13 protein-coding genes and 6 pseudogenes are annotated in these 17,068 nt (G+C 53.2%); 13 read left to right on the top strand and 6 right to left on the bottom strand.

The window, feature by feature from the left end; genetic code table 11:
• Positions 1-22 precede the first annotated feature (22 nt).
• The gene (tnpB, locus tag ACXLHR_RS07280; protein ID WP_458790695.1) at positions 23-370 is read right to left on the bottom strand and encodes an IS66 family insertion sequence element accessory protein TnpB; all 348 of its coding nucleotides are present in this window, start codon (positions 368-370) and stop codon (positions 23-25) included.
• Positions 367-747 carry an IS66-like element accessory protein TnpA gene (gene tnpA / locus ACXLHR_RS07275; protein ID WP_458790694.1) on the bottom strand — a complete coding sequence of 127 codons (381 nt, stop codon included), beginning with the start codon at positions 745-747 and terminating at the stop codon, positions 367-369. The genes tnpB and tnpA overlap by 4 nt, the downstream gene beginning before the upstream one ends.
• A 115-nt stretch (positions 748-862) precedes the next feature.
• On the opposite strand from tnpA, the pseudogene ACXLHR_RS07270 reads away from it, so the two are divergent.
• Both ACXLHR_RS07270 and ACXLHR_RS07265 read left to right on the top strand, forming a co-directional pair.
• Positions 863-2,009, top strand: a pseudogene (locus ACXLHR_RS07270) (IS3 family transposase).
• A gap of 6 nt (positions 2,010-2,015) precedes the next feature.
• Positions 2,016-2,825: pseudogene (locus ACXLHR_RS07265) on the top strand (IS3 family transposase); the annotation flags it as partial.
• Between the two features lie 540 nt (positions 2,826-3,365).
• Here the strand turns inward: ACXLHR_RS07265 and ACXLHR_RS07260 are convergent.
• A pseudogene (locus ACXLHR_RS07260) lies at positions 3,366-3,570 on the bottom strand (hypothetical protein); the annotation flags it as partial.
• A pseudogene (locus tag ACXLHR_RS07255) lies at positions 3,516-4,000 on the bottom strand (RlmF-related methyltransferase). The pseudogenes ACXLHR_RS07260 and ACXLHR_RS07255, both read right to left, overlap by 55 nt.
• 305 nt (positions 4,001-4,305) lie before the next feature.
• Here ACXLHR_RS07255 and ACXLHR_RS07250 point away from each other — a divergent pair.
• The 4 genes from ACXLHR_RS07250 (at position 4,306) to ACXLHR_RS07235 (ending at position 7,337) form a co-directional block, all read left to right on the top strand.
• Positions 4,306-5,088 (top strand): transporter substrate-binding domain-containing protein, encoded by a 783-nt coding sequence (locus ACXLHR_RS07250; RefSeq protein ID WP_458790819.1) that lies wholly within the window; start codon positions 4,306-4,308, stop codon positions 5,086-5,088.
• A 137-nt stretch (positions 5,089-5,225) separates the two neighbouring features.
• Positions 5,226-5,873, top strand: coding sequence for an amino acid ABC transporter permease (locus tag ACXLHR_RS07245; RefSeq protein ID WP_458790818.1), 648 nt, complete (start codon positions 5,226-5,228; stop codon positions 5,871-5,873).
• Between the two features lie 16 nt (positions 5,874-5,889).
• Complete coding sequence (locus ACXLHR_RS07240; RefSeq protein WP_458790817.1) at positions 5,890-6,546, top strand: amino acid ABC transporter permease; 657 nt, start codon at positions 5,890-5,892, stop codon at positions 6,544-6,546.
• Between the two features lie 17 nt (positions 6,547-6,563).
• The gene (locus ACXLHR_RS07235) at positions 6,564-7,337 is read left to right on the top strand and encodes an amino acid ABC transporter ATP-binding protein (RefSeq protein WP_458790816.1); all 774 of its coding nucleotides are present in this window, start codon (positions 6,564-6,566) and stop codon (positions 7,335-7,337) included.
• 5 nt (positions 7,338-7,342) lie between these two features.
• On the opposite strand, the gene ACXLHR_RS07230 is transcribed toward ACXLHR_RS07235, so the two are convergent.
• Positions 7,343-8,311, bottom strand: coding sequence for a LysR family transcriptional regulator (locus ACXLHR_RS07230; RefSeq protein ID WP_458790815.1), 969 nt, complete (start codon positions 8,309-8,311; stop codon positions 7,343-7,345).
• A gap of 123 nt (positions 8,312-8,434) precedes the next feature.
• Here ACXLHR_RS07230 and ACXLHR_RS07225 point away from each other — a divergent pair, with 123 nt between their 5' ends.
• The 6 genes and pseudogenes from ACXLHR_RS07225 to ACXLHR_RS07200 form a co-directional block, all read left to right on the top strand.
• Positions 8,435-9,772 carry an aminotransferase family protein gene (locus ACXLHR_RS07225; RefSeq protein ID WP_458790814.1) on the top strand — a complete coding sequence of 446 codons (1,338 nt, stop codon included), beginning with the start codon at positions 8,435-8,437 and terminating at the stop codon, positions 9,770-9,772.
• 1 nt (position 9,773) lies between these two features.
• The gene (locus tag ACXLHR_RS07220) at positions 9,774-10,700 is read left to right on the top strand and encodes a beta-keto acid cleavage family enzyme (protein WP_458790813.1); all 927 of its coding nucleotides are present in this window, start codon (positions 9,774-9,776) and stop codon (positions 10,698-10,700) included.
• 55 nt (positions 10,701-10,755) lie between these two features.
• Positions 10,756-11,781 carry a histone deacetylase family protein gene (locus tag ACXLHR_RS07215; RefSeq protein ID WP_458790812.1) on the top strand — a complete coding sequence of 342 codons (1,026 nt, stop codon included), beginning with the start codon at positions 10,756-10,758 and terminating at the stop codon, positions 11,779-11,781.
• Positions 11,782-11,824: 43 nt separating this feature from the next.
• Positions 11,825-12,943, top strand: coding sequence for an amidohydrolase (locus tag ACXLHR_RS07210; RefSeq protein WP_458790811.1), 1,119 nt, complete (start codon positions 11,825-11,827; stop codon positions 12,941-12,943).
• Positions 12,933-14,069, top strand: a complete 1,137-nt coding sequence (gene alr / locus ACXLHR_RS07205; protein WP_458790810.1) for an alanine racemase — start codon at positions 12,933-12,935, stop codon at positions 14,067-14,069. The genes ACXLHR_RS07210 and alr overlap by 11 nt, the downstream gene beginning before the upstream one ends.
• A 211-nt stretch (positions 14,070-14,280) precedes the next feature.
• Positions 14,281-15,095, top strand: a pseudogene (locus ACXLHR_RS07200) (IS3 family transposase); the annotation flags it as partial.
• Between the two features lie 261 nt (positions 15,096-15,356).
• Here the strand turns inward: ACXLHR_RS07200 and ACXLHR_RS07195 are convergent.
• Complete coding sequence (locus tag ACXLHR_RS07195; protein ID WP_458790809.1) at positions 15,357-16,589, bottom strand: IS110 family RNA-guided transposase; 1,233 nt, start codon at positions 16,587-16,589, stop codon at positions 15,357-15,359.
• Between the two features lie 133 nt (positions 16,590-16,722).
• On the opposite strand from ACXLHR_RS07195, the pseudogene ACXLHR_RS07190 reads away from it, so the two are divergent.
• A pseudogene (locus tag ACXLHR_RS07190) lies at positions 16,723-16,923 on the top strand (integrase core domain-containing protein); the annotation flags it as partial.
• Between the last annotated feature and the right edge of the window lie 145 nt (positions 16,924-17,068).

Here is a 17,068-nt window from a genome sequence, read left to right as displayed (position 1 = left end):
CAACGCTAATCAGGCGAATAATTCACCCGACGCGAGCCGGTGGTGCGCCCCAGTCTGGCCTGCGCCAATCCATACCCTCCCACAGCATCGCAAGTTGCGCAGAGGTCAGCCGCGCCGCACCTTCTGTAGCCGTCGGCCAAGGAAAGCGACCGCGTTCAAGCACTTTGTAATAGAGGCAAAAGCCTGGGCCATCCCAGAACAGGAGCTTGATCCGGTCGCCACGCCGCCCACGGAATGCAAACACTGCACCCCCAGTGGGCTTCTGACGTAAAACTTCCTGCGTAAGTGCTGCCAAACCAGCAATGCCCTTCCTCATGTCCGTGACACCACACGCAAGATACACCCGAACGCCAGTCCCTGGGCCGATCATGCCGCTTCTACCGCTCGGACCAGCTGCGTCAGCGCCGCCGCATCCATGCTGCTATCAAAGCGTAGGCTGCGCCCGCCACGTAAACGCACTTCGACAGGCGTGGACTCCGATGGGCTGGACACCAGATCAGAGAGGGTGGGAACGCTGGGTTCAGACAAAACATTCAAAGGCATAAAAAGCGCCCCATTATCCGGGGACCACAGCCCCTTCTTCTTTAGGTCATGGCGCCAAGCATAGACCTGCTGCCGCGTCACATCGTGACGCTGTGCAACCTGTGTAACTGACGCGCCATCAACCCCAACTGACATGACAATCTCGAGCTTGTCGTCATCATGCCAGAAGCGCCGCCGCTCCATCCCAAGAATTTCACCACGCATACCAAATCCCACCTAAGACACGTCGTTAACGACGCCGTTAAACACGTACCTTAGATCAACAAGTTGAAATTCGGCAGGCGGTGGCAATGGAGCGGTTACGTTCAAACAGGACGCTGTGGCGCAGGTTGTTGAGCGTGGATATGCGGTCAGCGAAGTCGCCGAGCGGCTGGGGATAAGCACCAAGTCGCTGTACACTTGGAAGGCGCAATTTGCGAAGTCGCCACGTGTCAGATCGGAGGTTGCGGAGCAGGCTGCTGAGATCAGACGGTTGAAGCGAGAGCTGGCCCGCGTCACCGAGGAACGCACAATCTTAAAAAAGGGCGCAAATTGTCCGCCATTGGTCCGAGGACAATGCCGCGCGCGTACTTCGCGCGAGAGTCTCAGTGAGGTACGCGTTTATTGAGGCTCATCGTGCGGAGTTTTCGGTGCGGTCGATGTGTCGTGTGCTGGCTGTGCATTTCAGCGGGTTCTATGCATGGCTTAAAGAACCGTTAAGCGTACGCGCGCTTGAAGATGCGCGGCAGACAGAGCTGATCCACCAAGCATGGACAGATAGCGGGAAGGTCTATGGCTATCGGAAGCTGGCCGATGATCTACGTGATGCTGGCGAGACCTGCTCCGAGAACCGTGTGGCACGATTGGCTAGCTTTGCGGGCATCACAGCACAGATCGGATACAAGCGTCGGCCTGGTCGCTATGGCGGCAAACCTGCTGTTGTCGCTGACAACACGCTGGACAGACAGTTTGAGGTTGCGGCACCTGACGCGGCTTGGGTGACCGACATTACCTATATCAGAACCCATGAAGGCTGGTCATATCTCGCTGTGGTCATCGATCTGTTTTCACGACGTGACGTTGGTTGGTCGATGCAATCTCGCATGACAACTGACCTGGCCTTGCTAGCCTTGTTGGCTGCTGTTTGGCGGCGCAAACCAAAGCAAAAAGTCATGATCCATTCAGACCAAGGTTCATAGTTCACTGGCAAAGAGTGGCAGTCGTTCCTTAGCAAACACAATCTGGTTGCCAGCATGAGCAGACGTGGGAATTGTCATGACAACGCGGTCGCAGAAAGCTTCTTCCAGCTTTTGAAGCGGGAGCGCATTAGGCGGCGAACATACCTCACACGCGACGCCGCAAGGCAGGATGTGTTCGATTACATCGAGATGTTTTACAACCCTACACGCAAGCACACGAACAACGGCATGCTGTCACCGGTTGACTATGAAATGAAACAGCAGAAAATGAACGAGGCAGGCGTCTAGGAAGTTAGGGGCACCTCAGCCATGAAGGCAGTCGCGCGGGGTCGTGTCAGTGTCGCGTTGGCGTGCCGTGCGTTCGAGATTAGCGAGACTTGCTATCGTTACAGCCCTGCATTGAGTGGCGAGAACAAAGAGATCGCGGATTGGCTTGAACGCTTGACGGCCAACAAGCGGAACTGGGGCTTCGGCCTGTGCTTTTTGTACCTGCGCAACGTCCAGGGCTGTGGGTGGAACCACAAGCGCGTCTATCGGATCTACTGCGAGCTGGAACTGAACCTGCGGATCAAACCTAAGAAACGTTTGAAGCGAGACAACCCAGAACCACTGGCCGTGCCTGAGCAGCCAAATGAAACATGGTCCATGGACTTCATGGCGGATCAGCTTGCGGACGGTCGGTCGATCAGGACGTTGAACGTGCTGGACGACTTTAATCGCGAGGGATTGTGTATCGAGGTCAACTTCTCGCTGCCTGCTGAGAGGGTTGTCAGAAGCTTGAACCAGATCATTGAATGGCGCGGTCAGCCGCAGACAATTCGTGTAGATAATGGCCCGGAATATGTCAGTGGCAAATTGATGGAATGGGCTGAAAAGCGCAATGTTCGGCTGGAATACATCCAGCCCGGCAAGCCCCAGCAGAACGCCTATATCGAACGCTACAACCGCACGGTTCTGGGTGAGTGGTTGGGGCAATACATCTTTGAAACCATCGAGGAGGCGCAGGACCAAGCAACTGAATGGCTATCGACTTACAACAACGAGCGACCCAACATGGGCATCGGCGGCATCACACCCGCCATGAAACTGAAAACAGCCGCATGAATTCTACGGCTGGACCCCATTAAAAATGGGGGGATTACCTTGTCACGGTGGAACAACATTGGACAGCTACGTGACGAAATCAAAGCAAATTTCAAATCGACTTGCGACATGGCTTAGGCAAGCAGAGCTTACTCCTGAAGGTATAGCCCCAAATCATGCATGGCGGCATAGGTTTAAGATGCAGTGCATTGAACTTGGGGTTTCGGATAGGATCATGGACGCCATACAAAGGGCATGCAGGACGCACAGCTGGCTATGGCGATGTGACGCTAGTGGCGAAGCTGGGCGCTATTCGGAAATTACCCCATTTAATTTTAGAGTGTAAAAAATTAATTTTTGCAGGTTTGTGGATAATGGTGGTTAGAGTTAGATCAGTGCCTCAGAGATATTATTGTATTTGCGGTTGCTTCTCCTTCCAGCACATTGATGTTTTGCGCAGAGTTCATCATTCGAGCTGTGAGCAAGAGTAGTTTGACCTTCATCCTGCCGCCAGATTTGATCCGGCAGTCTTTCCATTTGAAGGCTACGGCGTCTGCATCGGCTCAGATAGGCCACCACGGCTTCGTGCGCGCCGAAGGGTTCTTTGGCATAAACCACCCAGTTGGTTTTGCTCAGCGGTGCAAGATATGTCGCGAAGGCATCGGGGGGGCAGGTTAGTCATTGCCGAGCCCCACGAATGTAGCACCGATGTCATGCCGATCTTTGCACCAAGATGTTTGGGTTCGGCTGCAATAGTCTGCAACGTCTAGGCCGACGCCTTAAAAAGAAAACCATAGTCCTACTCCTTATTTTGATACGCGATGTCAGCGATCTGTGGGCAGCGTAAACGAGGCTCGCACCGGTGCCGATATCTAACATTTTGATGTGCGCCCCATGTAGGATGTCTTGTTTATTGCTCTCAGCAAGCAAGTCCGCGAGATAGTGGATGTAGTCGACACGACGGAAATTGGTGGGAACAGATAGCCACTAGGGGCATCCCAAAAATCAACGTCATAATGTGGTTTTAGCAAAGCCCGATTTAGCATTCGGACAGCGCTCACGTCTTGCAAGTTGATCGTCGTTTGGCCGCGTGGGCTACTGATCGTGAAAGCTTCAAGTTCAGGTGTTTGTGCCACTAAACGGTGAGTTGATTTTTGGCCCTCATGCACAAATTGTAAAATTGGGAGCGGGTCCATATCCTTCGCTGACACCTTAAGTGCCCGGTATTAAGTGTTTGGTAACTCTCGGCCCAAAACCGTCACGGAACCTAAAAGAGTATAGCTGTGGTGCTGCGTTCCAAGGGAGATATCCAAGCAATAGGCTTTTCACCGCTTTTTTTGACCTGCTATCGCCGCTGAGTTCGGCAATATTGCATTCAAGCTATAGATTGAATGAATAGTAATAATATCCATTATCTATTTGTGCGATAACCTGCGCTGTGCGAGCATTTCAATAGTATCATGCAGGAAATACCCTGCACATGAGTCTATTGGAGAATATGATGACAACGCGCAGAACACTTTTACGGTCGGTTTTGGTCGCAGGCATTGCTACTGCCAGCCTTGGTTCAGCAAACATCGCAGCCGCAGATGAGCTTGCAGGTATTCAAGAGCGGGGCGTGCTTCGCATCGCGATGACGGGCGCGTATCCTCCATTCAACTTTGTGAATGACGCCAACGAAGTCGTAGGCTTTGACCCGTCCATTGGTATCGAGATTGCCAAACGCATGGGGCTCGAGGTGGAAATCATAACCACCGCTTGGGATGGTATTATCGGTGGTCTTCTTGCCAATAAATACGACGCGATTGTTGGCTCAATGTCGATCACCGCAGAACGTGACGAGGTTCTTGATTTCGTAGGCCCGTATTACACGACCAAACGCGCGATTTTTGCCAAGCCTGACAACGGCTTCACCTCTGGCGCGCAGCTGGCTGATGCCAGAGTTGGCCTCACACTAGGTGAAACGCACGAGGCTTGGGCGCGTGAACTTGGTTACGATGTGCATACATACAAGGGCCTGCCAGAGCTTCTTTTGGAGCTTGAAAACGGCCGCGTCGACGTGATCGTAAACGATAATATTGCGGCGATACTTGCTATGCAGGAAACTGGTCAACAATATGTTATAATTGATGACGTTGAAACCGAAGAGTTCGGCGCAGGTATTGCGATCCGCGAAAACAATCCAGAGCTCGGCGCCGCAATGCAGGCTGCACTTGACGAGATGATGGCCGACGGCACTTATCTTGAGATTGCCGATAAATGGGTTGGCGGCGACATCCGTTAAAATATCACTTTGTTGCCCCGCCTTCTACCTGTATCAGAGAACTGAGCAGGACGGCGGGGCAATTTTATTCCATGCTCGTCAATAGCTTACATAAATAAATAAAATAGATGTGAGTAAATACAGGAGAAAAGCCGAACGTGGATATTGAACTGATGCAGAAGGTCTTTCCGTTCTTCTTGGAAGCTGCCTGGATTACCGTTTTGTTATCGGTGCTGACGACTATTCTGGGGTTAATTCTCGGGGCTGTTGGCGCCTCTGCGCGCTTGTCGCGTTTTGCCCTCATTCGTTTTCTGGGCGCCGCCTACGTCAGCGTATTTCGAGGCACACCGGCCTTGATCCAACTTTTCATCCTCTATTTCGGCGGTCCTCAAATCGGCATTCAGTTGGATGCATTTCAGGCTGGGGTCATCGGGCTCGGCATCAATGCAGGTGCCTATATGACGGAAACCATGCGCGGTGCGATTATTGCCATCGACAAAGGGCAAATCGAGGCCGCACGCACGGTTGGCCTAAGCCGCTTTCAGACGATGCGCTATGTTGTGTTACCGCAAGCGATGCGCCTCATGATCCGGCCTCTTGGGGTGAATATCAACGCCATGATTAAGGCGACTGCACTGGTTGCGGCGATCTCGGTGGTGGAACTGACCTATACGGCGCAGCGCTTTATCGGATCAACCTACAAGCCGTTCGAGATGTTTCTGATCGCGGGCATTCTTTACATGATCATTATCTATATCACCGGCCAAGCTGTGTCTTGGCTCGATCGCAAAGCGCGCATTAGTTAACAGCCGAGAGGGTTCTATGGGACTGGATTTTACAGTTATACCGCAATATCTCGATATCATCCTTTGGGGTGCGCTCTGGACGATCCTCATCACGCTTGGGGCGGCCGCCGTCAGTTTCATTGGCGGGATGTTTTTGGCGGTCATCGCGCTATATGCGCCAAAGCTGGTCCGCCTTGTGTTTCGCGCATTTGCGTTTCTATTCATGGGCACGCCCCTGCTGTTACAGTTGTTTTTGATCTATTTCGGCCTTGTGCAAGTGGGCATCGACGTCCCCGCAGTTATGGCAGGGATCATCGGGCTTGGCCTGCACTTCGCCGTTTATAATTCCGAGCTGTTTCAAACGGGTATTCTGGCGGTGGACAAAGGACAGATTGAAGCGGCCCGAACTGTTGGACTGAGCCGGATGCAGGCGCTGCGAAAAGTTGTGGTGCCGCAAGCCATTCGCGATGTCATTCCACCCATTGGCAACAACATGATCGCCCTTTTGAAAGATAGCGCGCTGGTCTCTGTCATCGGGGTGTCTGAACTTACGCTTTCAGCACAGCGCGCCATTGGCAGCACATACCGGCCATTCGAGTTTTACGTTCTGGTGGCCGTCATTTACTATATTATCAACCTCTTCATGGAAGCGGCGCAACGTCGCGTTGAACGACGCGTTCAGGCTTCACGATGAATGATCAAGGGGATCACATGACCGATCAAAAGCCATTTGTAGATATCCGGCATGCGCAGAAAAGCTACGGTGCATTAGAGGTTCTTAAGGATATCAATCTTCAGGTTCATAAAGGGCAGATCGTGGCAATTATCGGCCCTTCCGGGTCCGGAAAAAGCACGCTCTTGCGCGCAATCAATGATCTGGATCCCTTGACTGGTGGCGAAATTTGGCTGGAGGATAAGCAGATCAACAAAAAACTGCCCCACCGCCAATATGAAAAGCACATCAACTTGGTGCGTCAAGAAATTGGCATGGTGTTTCAACATTTCAACTTGTTTCCACATCTGACCGTGCGTGGAAATGTGACGCTTGCCCCAAAGATGCTGAAGAAGCTTTCGGATGCTGACGCCAACAAACTCGCCGAAGAGCAGCTTGATAAGGTCGGCATGTTGGAGCGGATAGATTATTACCCGTCGCAGCTTTCGGGCGGACAAAAGCAACGTGTCGCAATTGCGCGCGCACTGGCGATGAACCCTAAAGTGATGCTGTTTGATGAAGCCACGTCTGCCCTCGATCCGGAACTGGTGGAAGAGGTGAACCTCGTGATGAAAAAGCTGGCCGAAGAGCATATGACCATGATCATCGTGACCCATGAAATGAGCTTTGCCGAGAGTGTTTGTGATCGGGTTTTGTTTATGGACCAAGGAGTAGTGGTCGAAGAAGGTCCCCCTGAAGTTATGTTTCGCAATCCGACAAATGATCGAACGAAAGAGTTTTTACGCAAACACCTCGCGGGACAGCGCCGCTAGACCTCTCAGGAATAGGTGCGTTCCTCTAATGGCGTCGTCTCGATTGCTGTGAGCAAATCTCTGAGCAAAAACTCTTCGGCGCGGTTTTTGTTGGCGCGGTCGTTCCATACCAAATGAACATCAATCGCAGGAAGCCCGTCATAGGGCGGGACCTGCCATAGTTGGCCATCTTTGACATCACGTGCAGCCACATGCATGGGCAAGGGACCGACACCGAGCCCCGCAACAACCATGCGGCGGACTTCCTCCAGATGGCTCGAAACACCGGTGACCTTTTGCTCTAATGCTGCGCGCGCGCGCAACAAGGTCACGGGCTTGAGGACATCCTCCAAATGGTCGGTTTCAAAGCTTACCGAGCCATGTCCGGCCAAATCTTCCAGCTTCAAGTCTTCGCGACCAAACATCGGATGCGGCGGACCACAAAACAACCCGAAGAACTCGCGATATACCTGACGATATTCAATGCTGGGTGATTGCGTCCCTACAAGGCAGATCGCGAATGACGCGCGTTTTGCAACAACCGCAGCTATGGCCTTTGCGCTCGATTGCACTTCAATATCAATGGTCACCTTCGGGTTGGATGCGTGGAATTCTGCGAGCACCCTGTCAATCAATTTGCACGACACATGGCTGGCCACCGAAATCTGGATATGGCCCCTCACATCATCGGTCATCTCACGCATCAAGGTCGAAAGGCGCAGCACTGATCCGTGAATTTCAAGCGCCTCGCGATACAAAATGCGCCCCGCATCAGTTAGCACATATTGCCCGGGCGACCGAATGATCAACTTACGTCCAATGGTGCTTTCCAACCGCTTGAGTGCTGTGGAAACCGTGGGTTGCTTAAGGCGAAGCTTACTTGCGGCATCGGTCACTGATCGGCTTTCAGCGAGCACAACAAAGGTTCTCAGTAGGTTCCAATCCAGTTCGCGGGCAATGCGTTCTGGTTCAAATTGCGTCGTTTTGCGGGTCATAGGGAATTCCTATACTTGGAATTGAAGCTATTTATTTGATTAATAATAGCGTTTCTTCCATGGTTTAAGCAAGGCGTGCCGAGGCCATTCTTGCACGCAAAGCTTTTGCGTTCAGGAGCACAGATGAGCAACCTTTTCTATCAGTCAGGCAATAAGCGACCCATGCTGGACCGTGCGCGCGGCGTCTATATGTGGGATCAGGACGGCAAGCGGTATCTGGATGGATCGTCAGGCGCGATGGTGTGCAATATAGGCCATTCCAACCCGCGGGTTCTCGCGGCGATGCAGTGCCAGATGGAGAAATCGACCTTTGGCTACCGATTGCATTTTGAGACCGAAGCATCAGAGGCGCTTGCGGCAAAGCTGGCGGGATTAGCGCCTGACGGTCTGAACAAGGTGTTTTTTGTTTCAGGAGGGTCCGAGGCTGTTGAAAGCGCTATGAAACTGGCGCGCCAATATGCGATTGCGACCGATAACACCTCTCGCTGGAAAGTGATTTCGCGCAGCCCAAGCTATCATGGGTGCACCCTTGGCGCGCTGGCGGTTACGGGCTTCGCCAGCTTAACCACCCCCTTCGCGCCGATGATGCAGGAGATGCCGAAAATTCCGGCACCCCGTGCGTATCTTGACGGGCTTGACCCGAATGATCCAGCAACCGGCGCCCATTATGCGAATATGCTGGAGGCGCAAATTCTGCGTGAAGGTGCTGAAAACGTGCTGGCCTTTCTCGTCGAGCCGATTGGCGGGGCCTCAACTGGCGCGCTGGTGCCGCCATTGGGCTACATGGAACGTATTCGCGCGATTTGTGACCAATATGGCGTGCTGTTAATCCTCGATGAGGTGATGACAGGTGCGGGCAGGACAGGCGCGTTTTTGGCCAGCGAGCACTGGGCTGCGCGCCCTGATATTATTGCGATGTCCAAGGGGCTTGGGGCAGGCTATGTGCCGCTTGGTGCCGTTATCGCAGATGAAAAAATCGTGAACGCTGTGATGGACAAAGGCGGATTTGCACATGGGTTTACCTATGCCGGCAATCCGCTTGCTTGCGCCGCAGGTTTGGCCGTGGTGGAAGAAATCGAAGCGCAGGGCCTCTGCGACAATGCCGCACTGATGGGTGAAAAGCTGATCTCAAGGTTGAATGGCCTGATGCAAAAGCATGAAATTATCGGCGATGTGCGCGGAAAAGGTCTGCTCACTGCGTTTGAATTTATGGCGGACCGCGACAGCAAAGAACCACTGCCACCGCATCTGAATGCGCATCAAAAATTTGTCGATATGGCTTATGATCGTGGGCTGATCGTCTATTCACGGCGAACGCGGGATGGGGTCGCCGGTGATCATATTCTGGTTTGCCCACCTCTCATTGTCGATAACGATCACATCGACGAAATCATCACGGGGCTGGATGCCACCTTGGTCGAATTCACGCGATATATTCACATGCAAATGAAGGCGGGTTAATATGTCTGCAATTCTCATTACATGCGCCATTACGGGGTCAATCCATACGCCCTCTATGTCGCCATATCTTCCGATCACGCCTGATGAAATAACGGAACATGGGATAGGTGCAGCCGAAGCTGGTGCTGCCATTTTGCACCTTCATGCGCGCAATCCCAAAACGGGCCAACCGTCGTCGGACGCTGCAGATTTCATGGCGTTCTTGCCAAGGTTAAACCAAGCGACCGATGCGATTTTGAATATCTCCACGGGCGGCAGCGCGGTAATGACCCTCGATCAGCGGCTGGCCGCCCCCAAACACGCCGAGCCCGAAATGTGCAGCCTGAATATGGGTACCATGAATTTCGCGCTCTATCAGGCGGCGGAACGAATTTCAGAATGGAAATTCGACTGGGAAAAGCCATTCCTGGAAGAGTCTGATGACTTGGTCTTCAAGAACACGCCCCGCGATATGGTCCGTATCTTGACCGAAATGGGCAGAGATCGCGGTGCGCGGTTCGAGTTTGAATGCTACGATATCAGCCACCTTTATATGTTGAAACATTTTGTCGATCGCGGGCTCGTAAAGGGGCCGCTGTTTATCCAGTTTGTGTTCGGTGTCTTGGGCGGCATGGGGCCAGACCCCGAGAACCTGATGCATATGAAGGTCATCGCCGACAAGCTGTTTGGCGACGATTATATGTTCTCGGTGCTGGCAGCAGGCCGACATCAGATGCCACTGATCACCATGTCGGCCGCGATGGGCGGACACGTGCGGGTCGGACTTGAAGATAGCCTGATGATTGCGCGCGGGCAGTTGGCCAAAACCAACGCAGAGCAGGTTCAGAAAATCCGGCGTATTGTCGAAGATCTTGGTCGTGAGGTCGCAACGCCGACTGAAGCGCGCAAAATGCTGGGCCTCAAGGGCGCGGACCGCACGACGATTTAGGAAGGGCGCGGACCGCGCCACGATTCAAGCTTAGCACCACACGTAAAGGATGACGATGAAAGCCGTATTTGACGACCGACAATGGGCGCATGATCCCAAACATTTCATGGCGAACGGAAATATCCTGCCCAATCCAGAGCAACCGCGCCGTATTGAAGTCCTGCGTGCAGGCGCCGAGGCTGCGGGTTGCGTTTTTCAGTCCCCCATTGATGCAGGCCTCGGCCCGATCGCGGCGTTACATTCCCCTCAATATCTGACGTTTTTGAAAAATATCTATAAGCGATGGCAATGGATCGACGGCGCCGGCGACGAGGTGATCCCAAACATTCACCCCGCACGCCGCACAGACGGATATCCAAAATCCGCAACTGGCCAATCCGGCTTTCATCAGGCCGATACTGCCTGCCCAATCGCCAAAGGCACATGGGAGGCGGCCTATTGGTCCGCACAGTCGGCCATTACTGGCGCGGATTTGATAGCCGGCGGCGAACAAGGTGCTTATGTGCTTTCGCGTCCGCCAGGACATCATGCATTTGGTGATTTGGCCGGTGGGTTTTGCTTTCATAACAACGCAGGCATAGCGGCAGAGCGGTTACGGCACAGCGGATTACGCCCCGCAATTCTGGACGTAGATGTGCACCACGGCAATGGCACACAAGGCATCTTTTATGACCGCAATTATGTGCTCACGGTTTCCATTCATGCGGACCCAGAACGGTTTTACCCGTTCTTCTGGGGCTACGGTCAAGAAAATGGCGAAGGGCTCGGGTTAGGTTATAACCTCAATCTGCCACTGGCGCGCGGCACAGGTGACGAGGTGTTTTTGAAAACACTTGATACAGCGCTGGCACAGGTTTCAATTTTTGGCGCAGATGTGCTGGTCGTGGCACTTGGGTTGGATGCCTCAGTTGATGATCCGTTCCAAGGATTTGCTGTCACGCAGGACGGGTTCGCCGCCATTGGCGCGGCGGTTGCCAGTCTGAAAATCCCTGTGCTGTTTGTGCAAGAAGGTGGATATCTCTCTGATACGCTTGGGATCAATCTGACCCGCGTTCTTGCAGGTTATCAGGAAGCAGTGTGAACAAATGATATCCATAACAAATGAACAGACGGCTTATCTTACGATGCTGCGGCACGATTTGCACCGCCAACCAGAAATCTCTGGTGAAGAAGCGAAGACCGCCGCCAGAATTGTCCAAGAGCTGACACGCGCAGGTGCTGACCAGATTTGGCAAAACCTGGGTGGTTACGGTGTCGCGGCCGAGTTTCGTGGCGCAAAGCCTGGGCCAACCGTGCTGATCCGGTGTGAACTCGACGGATTACCAATCGCAGAGGAATCGACGCTCCCCTATCGCTCTGAGGTCGAAGGCAAGGGCCATCTTTGTGGTCATGACGGACATATGTGCATGGTGATGGGGGTCGCGCTGGGATTGGCAAAGCGGCCTGCGCGTGGGCGGGTAATCTTGCTGTTTCAGCCGGCTGAGGAGACGGGATTTGGGGCGCAGGCGGTGATCGATGATCCAAGGTGGCCAGTGATCCGCCCGGATTATGCATTCGCCTACCATAACGTGCCCGGTCGTCCTTTGGGTGAGATTGGATTGCGCGAAGGCCCCGCCAATTGTGCGTCTCGGGGTATGCAAATTTTACTGCACGGAAAAAGCTCCCATGCAGCTGCGCCCGAAGATGGCGTTTCACCCGGTGCCGCAATCGCCCACTTGATGCAACATCTTCCTGCGCTGAATTTCGGCACAATATTAGATAGTGATTTTGGCCTCAGCACACTCACGCATGTGCGGCTCGGCGCGCCAACGTTTGGCATTGCGCCGGGCGAAGGTGAACTGCGCGTTACTCTGCGCAGCATGACTGATAAAGGTATGGAGAGTTTGGTTGCTGAAACACAGACCATCGTCGAAACTATTGACGAGCGGCTTGCGGTTTCCGTCCACTGGCATGATGTATTCTCAACGGTTGTTAATGATGCAGGGGCAACTGACATCGCTCGCCAAGCGGTCCGTCTGCAAGAGCTTAGCATTCACGAAATGGATCACCCGATGCGTTGGTCCGAAGATTTCGGTCGTTTCGGTCTGGATGGCGCAAGTGCAACCATGATGTTTTTGGGAGCAGGTGCAACCCAACCTCAATTACACAATCCTGATTACGATTTTCCCGATGCTCTGTTGCCGCTCGGCGCAGGTCTTTTCTTGACTATTATCGACCAAATTCTGTCAGCGCATGCGGGATAAACAACTCTCCACCGATATCGTGCACGCCTCTTGGTGCGAGGTTTTTCCCGCGCGGATCGCTTACAATCTTAAACTTGCACTTGGCCTTCTGCCGAAAGGGGCCCAACTATTGGCTGTATTGAAGGCCGACGCCTACGGACATGGTATTGACAGGGTCGTGCCTATATTATGCGGGTTGGGTGTTCAGCATGTGGGCATCACGTCCAACTCCGAAGCAAGGGCCGTCCGTATGGCGGGCTTTACAGGGACGATAATGCGGATTCGCACAGCCACAGGCCACGAAATAAGGGGAGCCTTGCCCGATCAGATCCAAGAGCAGGTAAGCTCGCTCTATACGGCGCGAATCGTAAAAGAATTGATGCGCGAAGGTGCTCAAATTAAGGGACTCCATCTCACGATCAATGCAGGGGGCATGGCACGCGACGGGCTTGAGCTGGCAACCAAGGAAGGACAGGAAACTTGTCTTGAAATCCTAGACCTTATCGGCCCTCAAGTCGTGGGAATTTGTAGTCATTTCCCATCGAATACCCCGCACGACCTCGCCGCAAGCAACGCGCAATTTCAAAAGGATGTGAATTGGATCTTTGCCCATAGCACATTGCACCGCACAGATGTGAAGGTGCATGCGGGAAGCTCGCTTAGTCTCGTGTCAGAACAAGAGGTGACGACAGAGTTATTTCGCTGCGGCGCAATCTTATATGGAATTCTAAGGCCAGACCTCGGCTTCCAGCCTACAATGGAATTGAAGTCGCGGGTGACCAATCTAGCAACTTATCCCAAAGACAGCACCATTGGATATGATCGCGCAACCATTCTCCAAGAGGAGAGGCGTATAGCCAATATTTCGATTGGATACGCAAACGGGATAAGGCGTGAATTTTTCCACCAAAGTGCAGTGTTGATCCGAGGTCAAAGAGTGCCAATTCTGGGTAAAATATCTATGAACACCATAACGGCAGACGTCACAGATGTGCCCAATATCATTGTCGGGGACGAAGCCGTTGTGTTTGGCCAGCAAGAAGCCGCGCGCATTGATAACAAGTCGATGGAGCATCAGGCCAATACGATCATGGCTGATGTTTTTGCCGACTGGGGTCTAAGAAACCACCGTTTTTATGTCGAGTAGATCCGTTCTGATTAGGTTTCTCTTACAAAACCTATCGAATATCGAGCGTGGTAGGAACTTATCAATTGTCCGGTATTGTGCGACTTCGCACCCACAGCGAACGGCTCCTTTCCGCCCATGGTGCCGAAAGGTTATTCTAATGGTAATCCTCCCCAAAACTAAGGGGATGCGGAAGTAGAATTTTCTCGGCAAGATATCTGAGGAGATTTTGATGAAGATGACGAGATATAGCGAACCCCAAATCCTTGCGATCCTGCGCCAAGCCGAAGGCGGTGTGCCTGTCTCTGAGCTGTGCCGCGAGCACGGCATGAGCAACGCGTCATTCTACAAATGGAGGTCGAAGTATGGCGGGATGGACGCATCGATGATTAGCCAGATGAAGGCCCTTGAAGACGAGAACCGGCGTCTCAAGAAGATGTATGCCGAGATGAGCATGCAAGCTGAGTTACTGAAGGAAGCCCTTGGAAAAAAGTGATCCGGCCAGCCCTGCGTCGGGGTCTGGCCGAGAAAGCTGTGGCGCGACACGGTGTCAGCATTGCGCTGGCCTGCCGCACCTTTGGCGTGAGTGAGACCTGCTATCGTTACAGCCCGCTCTTGAGCGACGAGAACGAAGAGGTCGCCGATCTGCTGGTTGGGCTAACGACCGCCCGGAAGACGTGGGGGTTTGGGCTATGTTTCCTGCATCTACGCAATGTGCAGGGCCATCCGTGGAACCACAAACGCGTTTACCGCATCTACTGCGAACTGGAACTGAACTTGCGGATCAAACCTCGGAAACGGTTAAAGCGGGACAAACCCGATGCGCTGGCAGTGCCGGACGCACCAAACGTGACCTGGTCGATGGACTTCATGGCGGATCGCCTCGGGGATGGCCGGGCGTTTCGGCTTTTGAACGTGCTGGATGATTTTAACCGCGAGGGTTTGGGCATCGAGGTTGATTTTTCTTTGCCAGCCGAACGGGTTATTCGCAGCCTCAACCGGATCATCGAATGGCGCGGCAAACCAGAAACTATTCGGGTTGATAACGTCCTATGCGCGGAATATTTGGCTGATTTGGCATCAGGTCATTGTCGTGTCGAGGCGTCTCAACACGTTCAAAGCATGGCTTAGTTCGGCTTTTTGGTCAACGACAGTCTCTCCCATAACAAACACAGAGTACGCTTTTGCGGCTCTCACCGTCCTTAAGACGAGATCATCGGGTCGCTAACACAGAAGGCCTGAACATTATCTACGAGGTCAGTTGCCTGCCTCCACGGCCCTTACAGAGAAAGGTCCTTCTGCGATCGATCACCCCTCAAAGAAGGGGCGATAGGGTTCGCCATGTTTAATGATCCCATGAACAGTACGGGCCATCTTGGCGGCGATTGCGGTATACGCTTTGCGGCGCAAATGTTTGTTGTGGCGGTCCTTCGCGATGTAGCGTTCGAACTTGTCTCGAAAGCTGTTGGTCCGCTGCAGAATGGCGACCTGGCCTGCCATCCAAAGGGTCCGGCGCAGTCGGGCATTACCATATTTTGACAGTTTGGTTTGGCCCCGGAATGTGCCCGATTGGATCGTCGCGAGGTCCATTCCACAGAACTTTAAGAACTGTCGGTGATGTGCGAACCGGCGCAGGTCACCTGCTTCCGCCAGAATGGTCAGGGCGTTAATCGGACCTATCCCAGGGACCGATGTCAGCAATTGATAGTCAGGCAGATCTTTGAGAAGCGCCACGGCACGATTCTCAATCTGATTGCGTTGCGCGATGAGACTGCGACCTTCACCGAGGACCAAACGGAACATGCCGATCGCGTCAGAATCGGGAGCAACAGGCAGCCCCACAGATGCTTTGGCGGTCTCATAAATGTCAGCAAGCAAACGTTCTTTTGCAACCTTGCGGCCTACAACGTCCCAGGCGTCAGCGGTAAATGCGTCCTTGCTCATGGCTGAGATAAAGTGTGGTGATGGATAGCGCTCAAGGAATGCAAAGAACCAGTCGCTGCGCGAGCTGCGGTGAAAACGGTCGGCTTCGGGGAAATACAGCGGCAGGTAATGTGTCAGTACGCGGTGCCACAGTTCTGTCTTTGACTTGGACACGATGTCATGGGTTTTAGACAGCTCTTGGATGTCGTTCGTTCCACACACCAGTGGGTCGTGATAAAACTGCTCATTCCCGATCTCCATCATGTGAAGGATGACCTGAGCGTCCTTGGGGTCGTTCTTGTCCCAGCTGTTATGCAGAGCTTCCCGGGTACGCGCCAAAGCCACTGACGACACCAACTTCACCTCAAAGCCTGCGGTTGCGAGGTGATAAGCAAAGGCGCGGTGGTAATTACCAGTCGCCTCAAAAGCTGCGCGCACTGGACGGCCATAACTGGCCAATGATGTGATCAACCGCTGGAAGTCCTCCATTTGGTTGAGGACAGTCAAACGGCGGCGGCGCTTTTTGCCTGGGATGGCTATCAAAACTTCATGCCGTGCTTTGGCGATGTCGATGGCCACTAAAACTGGTGCATCTTGTGCAATAACAATCTCGGTCATAGTCGGTCTCCTTTGCAGTGTGGTTTGTTGCAAAAACCACTGTAGGGACCTGAGGCGAGGCTATGACCACCTGCTGCGCTATTTGGGGGCTGCGCAGGCGGTCATAGCCTCTCAACCAGCATCATTCCGAAGGTGTTATGGCCCAGAATATATCAGTGGCAAGCTGTTAGAATGGGCTGAAAAACAAGGTATTAGCATCCAGCATATCCAACCCGGAAAGCCGCAGCAGAACGCTTACATCGAGCGCTACAATCGCACGGTCAGGCATGAATGGTTGGACCAACACATCATTGAAAACATCGAGGAGGCGCAAGACTTCGCCACACAATGGCTTGTCTTATAATGAACTTGGCTCCTGCTTTATAATGGGGCCACTGCCCGCCACGTCATTTGTGACAGGCAGTGGCGGCGGTTGGATCGTAAATGGCTGGGTCATGATGGACCGCTCCAGAGTTTGATCAACCGCCGTCTTCCCCAAA

This window comes from Yoonia sp. MH D7 (genome assembly GCF_054439475.1).
This window is presented reverse-complemented; position numbering and strand designations above follow the sequence as displayed.

Coding starts and splice junctions, on each gene's coding strand:
- tnpB (WP_458790695.1), bottom strand. CDS start 370: ATGATCGGCCCAGGGACTGGCGTTCGGGTGTATCTTGCGTGTGGTGTC.
- tnpA (WP_458790694.1), bottom strand. CDS start 747: ATGCGTGGTGAAATTCTTGGGATGGAGCGGCGGCGCTTCTGGCATGAT.
- ACXLHR_RS07250 (WP_458790819.1), top strand. CDS start 4,306: ATGACAACGCGCAGAACACTTTTACGGTCGGTTTTGGTCGCAGGCATT.
- ACXLHR_RS07240 (WP_458790817.1), top strand. CDS start 5,890: ATGGGACTGGATTTTACAGTTATACCGCAATATCTCGATATCATCCTT.
- ACXLHR_RS07235 (WP_458790816.1), top strand. CDS start 6,564: ATGACCGATCAAAAGCCATTTGTAGATATCCGGCATGCGCAGAAAAGC.
- ACXLHR_RS07230 (WP_458790815.1), bottom strand. CDS start 8,311: ATGACCCGCAAAACGACGCAATTTGAACCAGAACGCATTGCCCGCGAA.
- ACXLHR_RS07225 (WP_458790814.1), top strand. CDS start 8,435: ATGAGCAACCTTTTCTATCAGTCAGGCAATAAGCGACCCATGCTGGAC.
- ACXLHR_RS07220 (WP_458790813.1), top strand. CDS start 9,774: ATGTCTGCAATTCTCATTACATGCGCCATTACGGGGTCAATCCATACG.
- ACXLHR_RS07215 (WP_458790812.1), top strand. CDS start 10,756: ATGAAAGCCGTATTTGACGACCGACAATGGGCGCATGATCCCAAACAT.
- ACXLHR_RS07210 (WP_458790811.1), top strand. CDS start 11,825: ATGCTGCGGCACGATTTGCACCGCCAACCAGAAATCTCTGGTGAAGAA.
- alr (WP_458790810.1), top strand. CDS start 12,933: ATGCGGGATAAACAACTCTCCACCGATATCGTGCACGCCTCTTGGTGC.
- ACXLHR_RS07195 (WP_458790809.1), bottom strand. CDS start 16,589: ATGACCGAGATTGTTATTGCACAAGATGCACCAGTTTTAGTGGCCATC.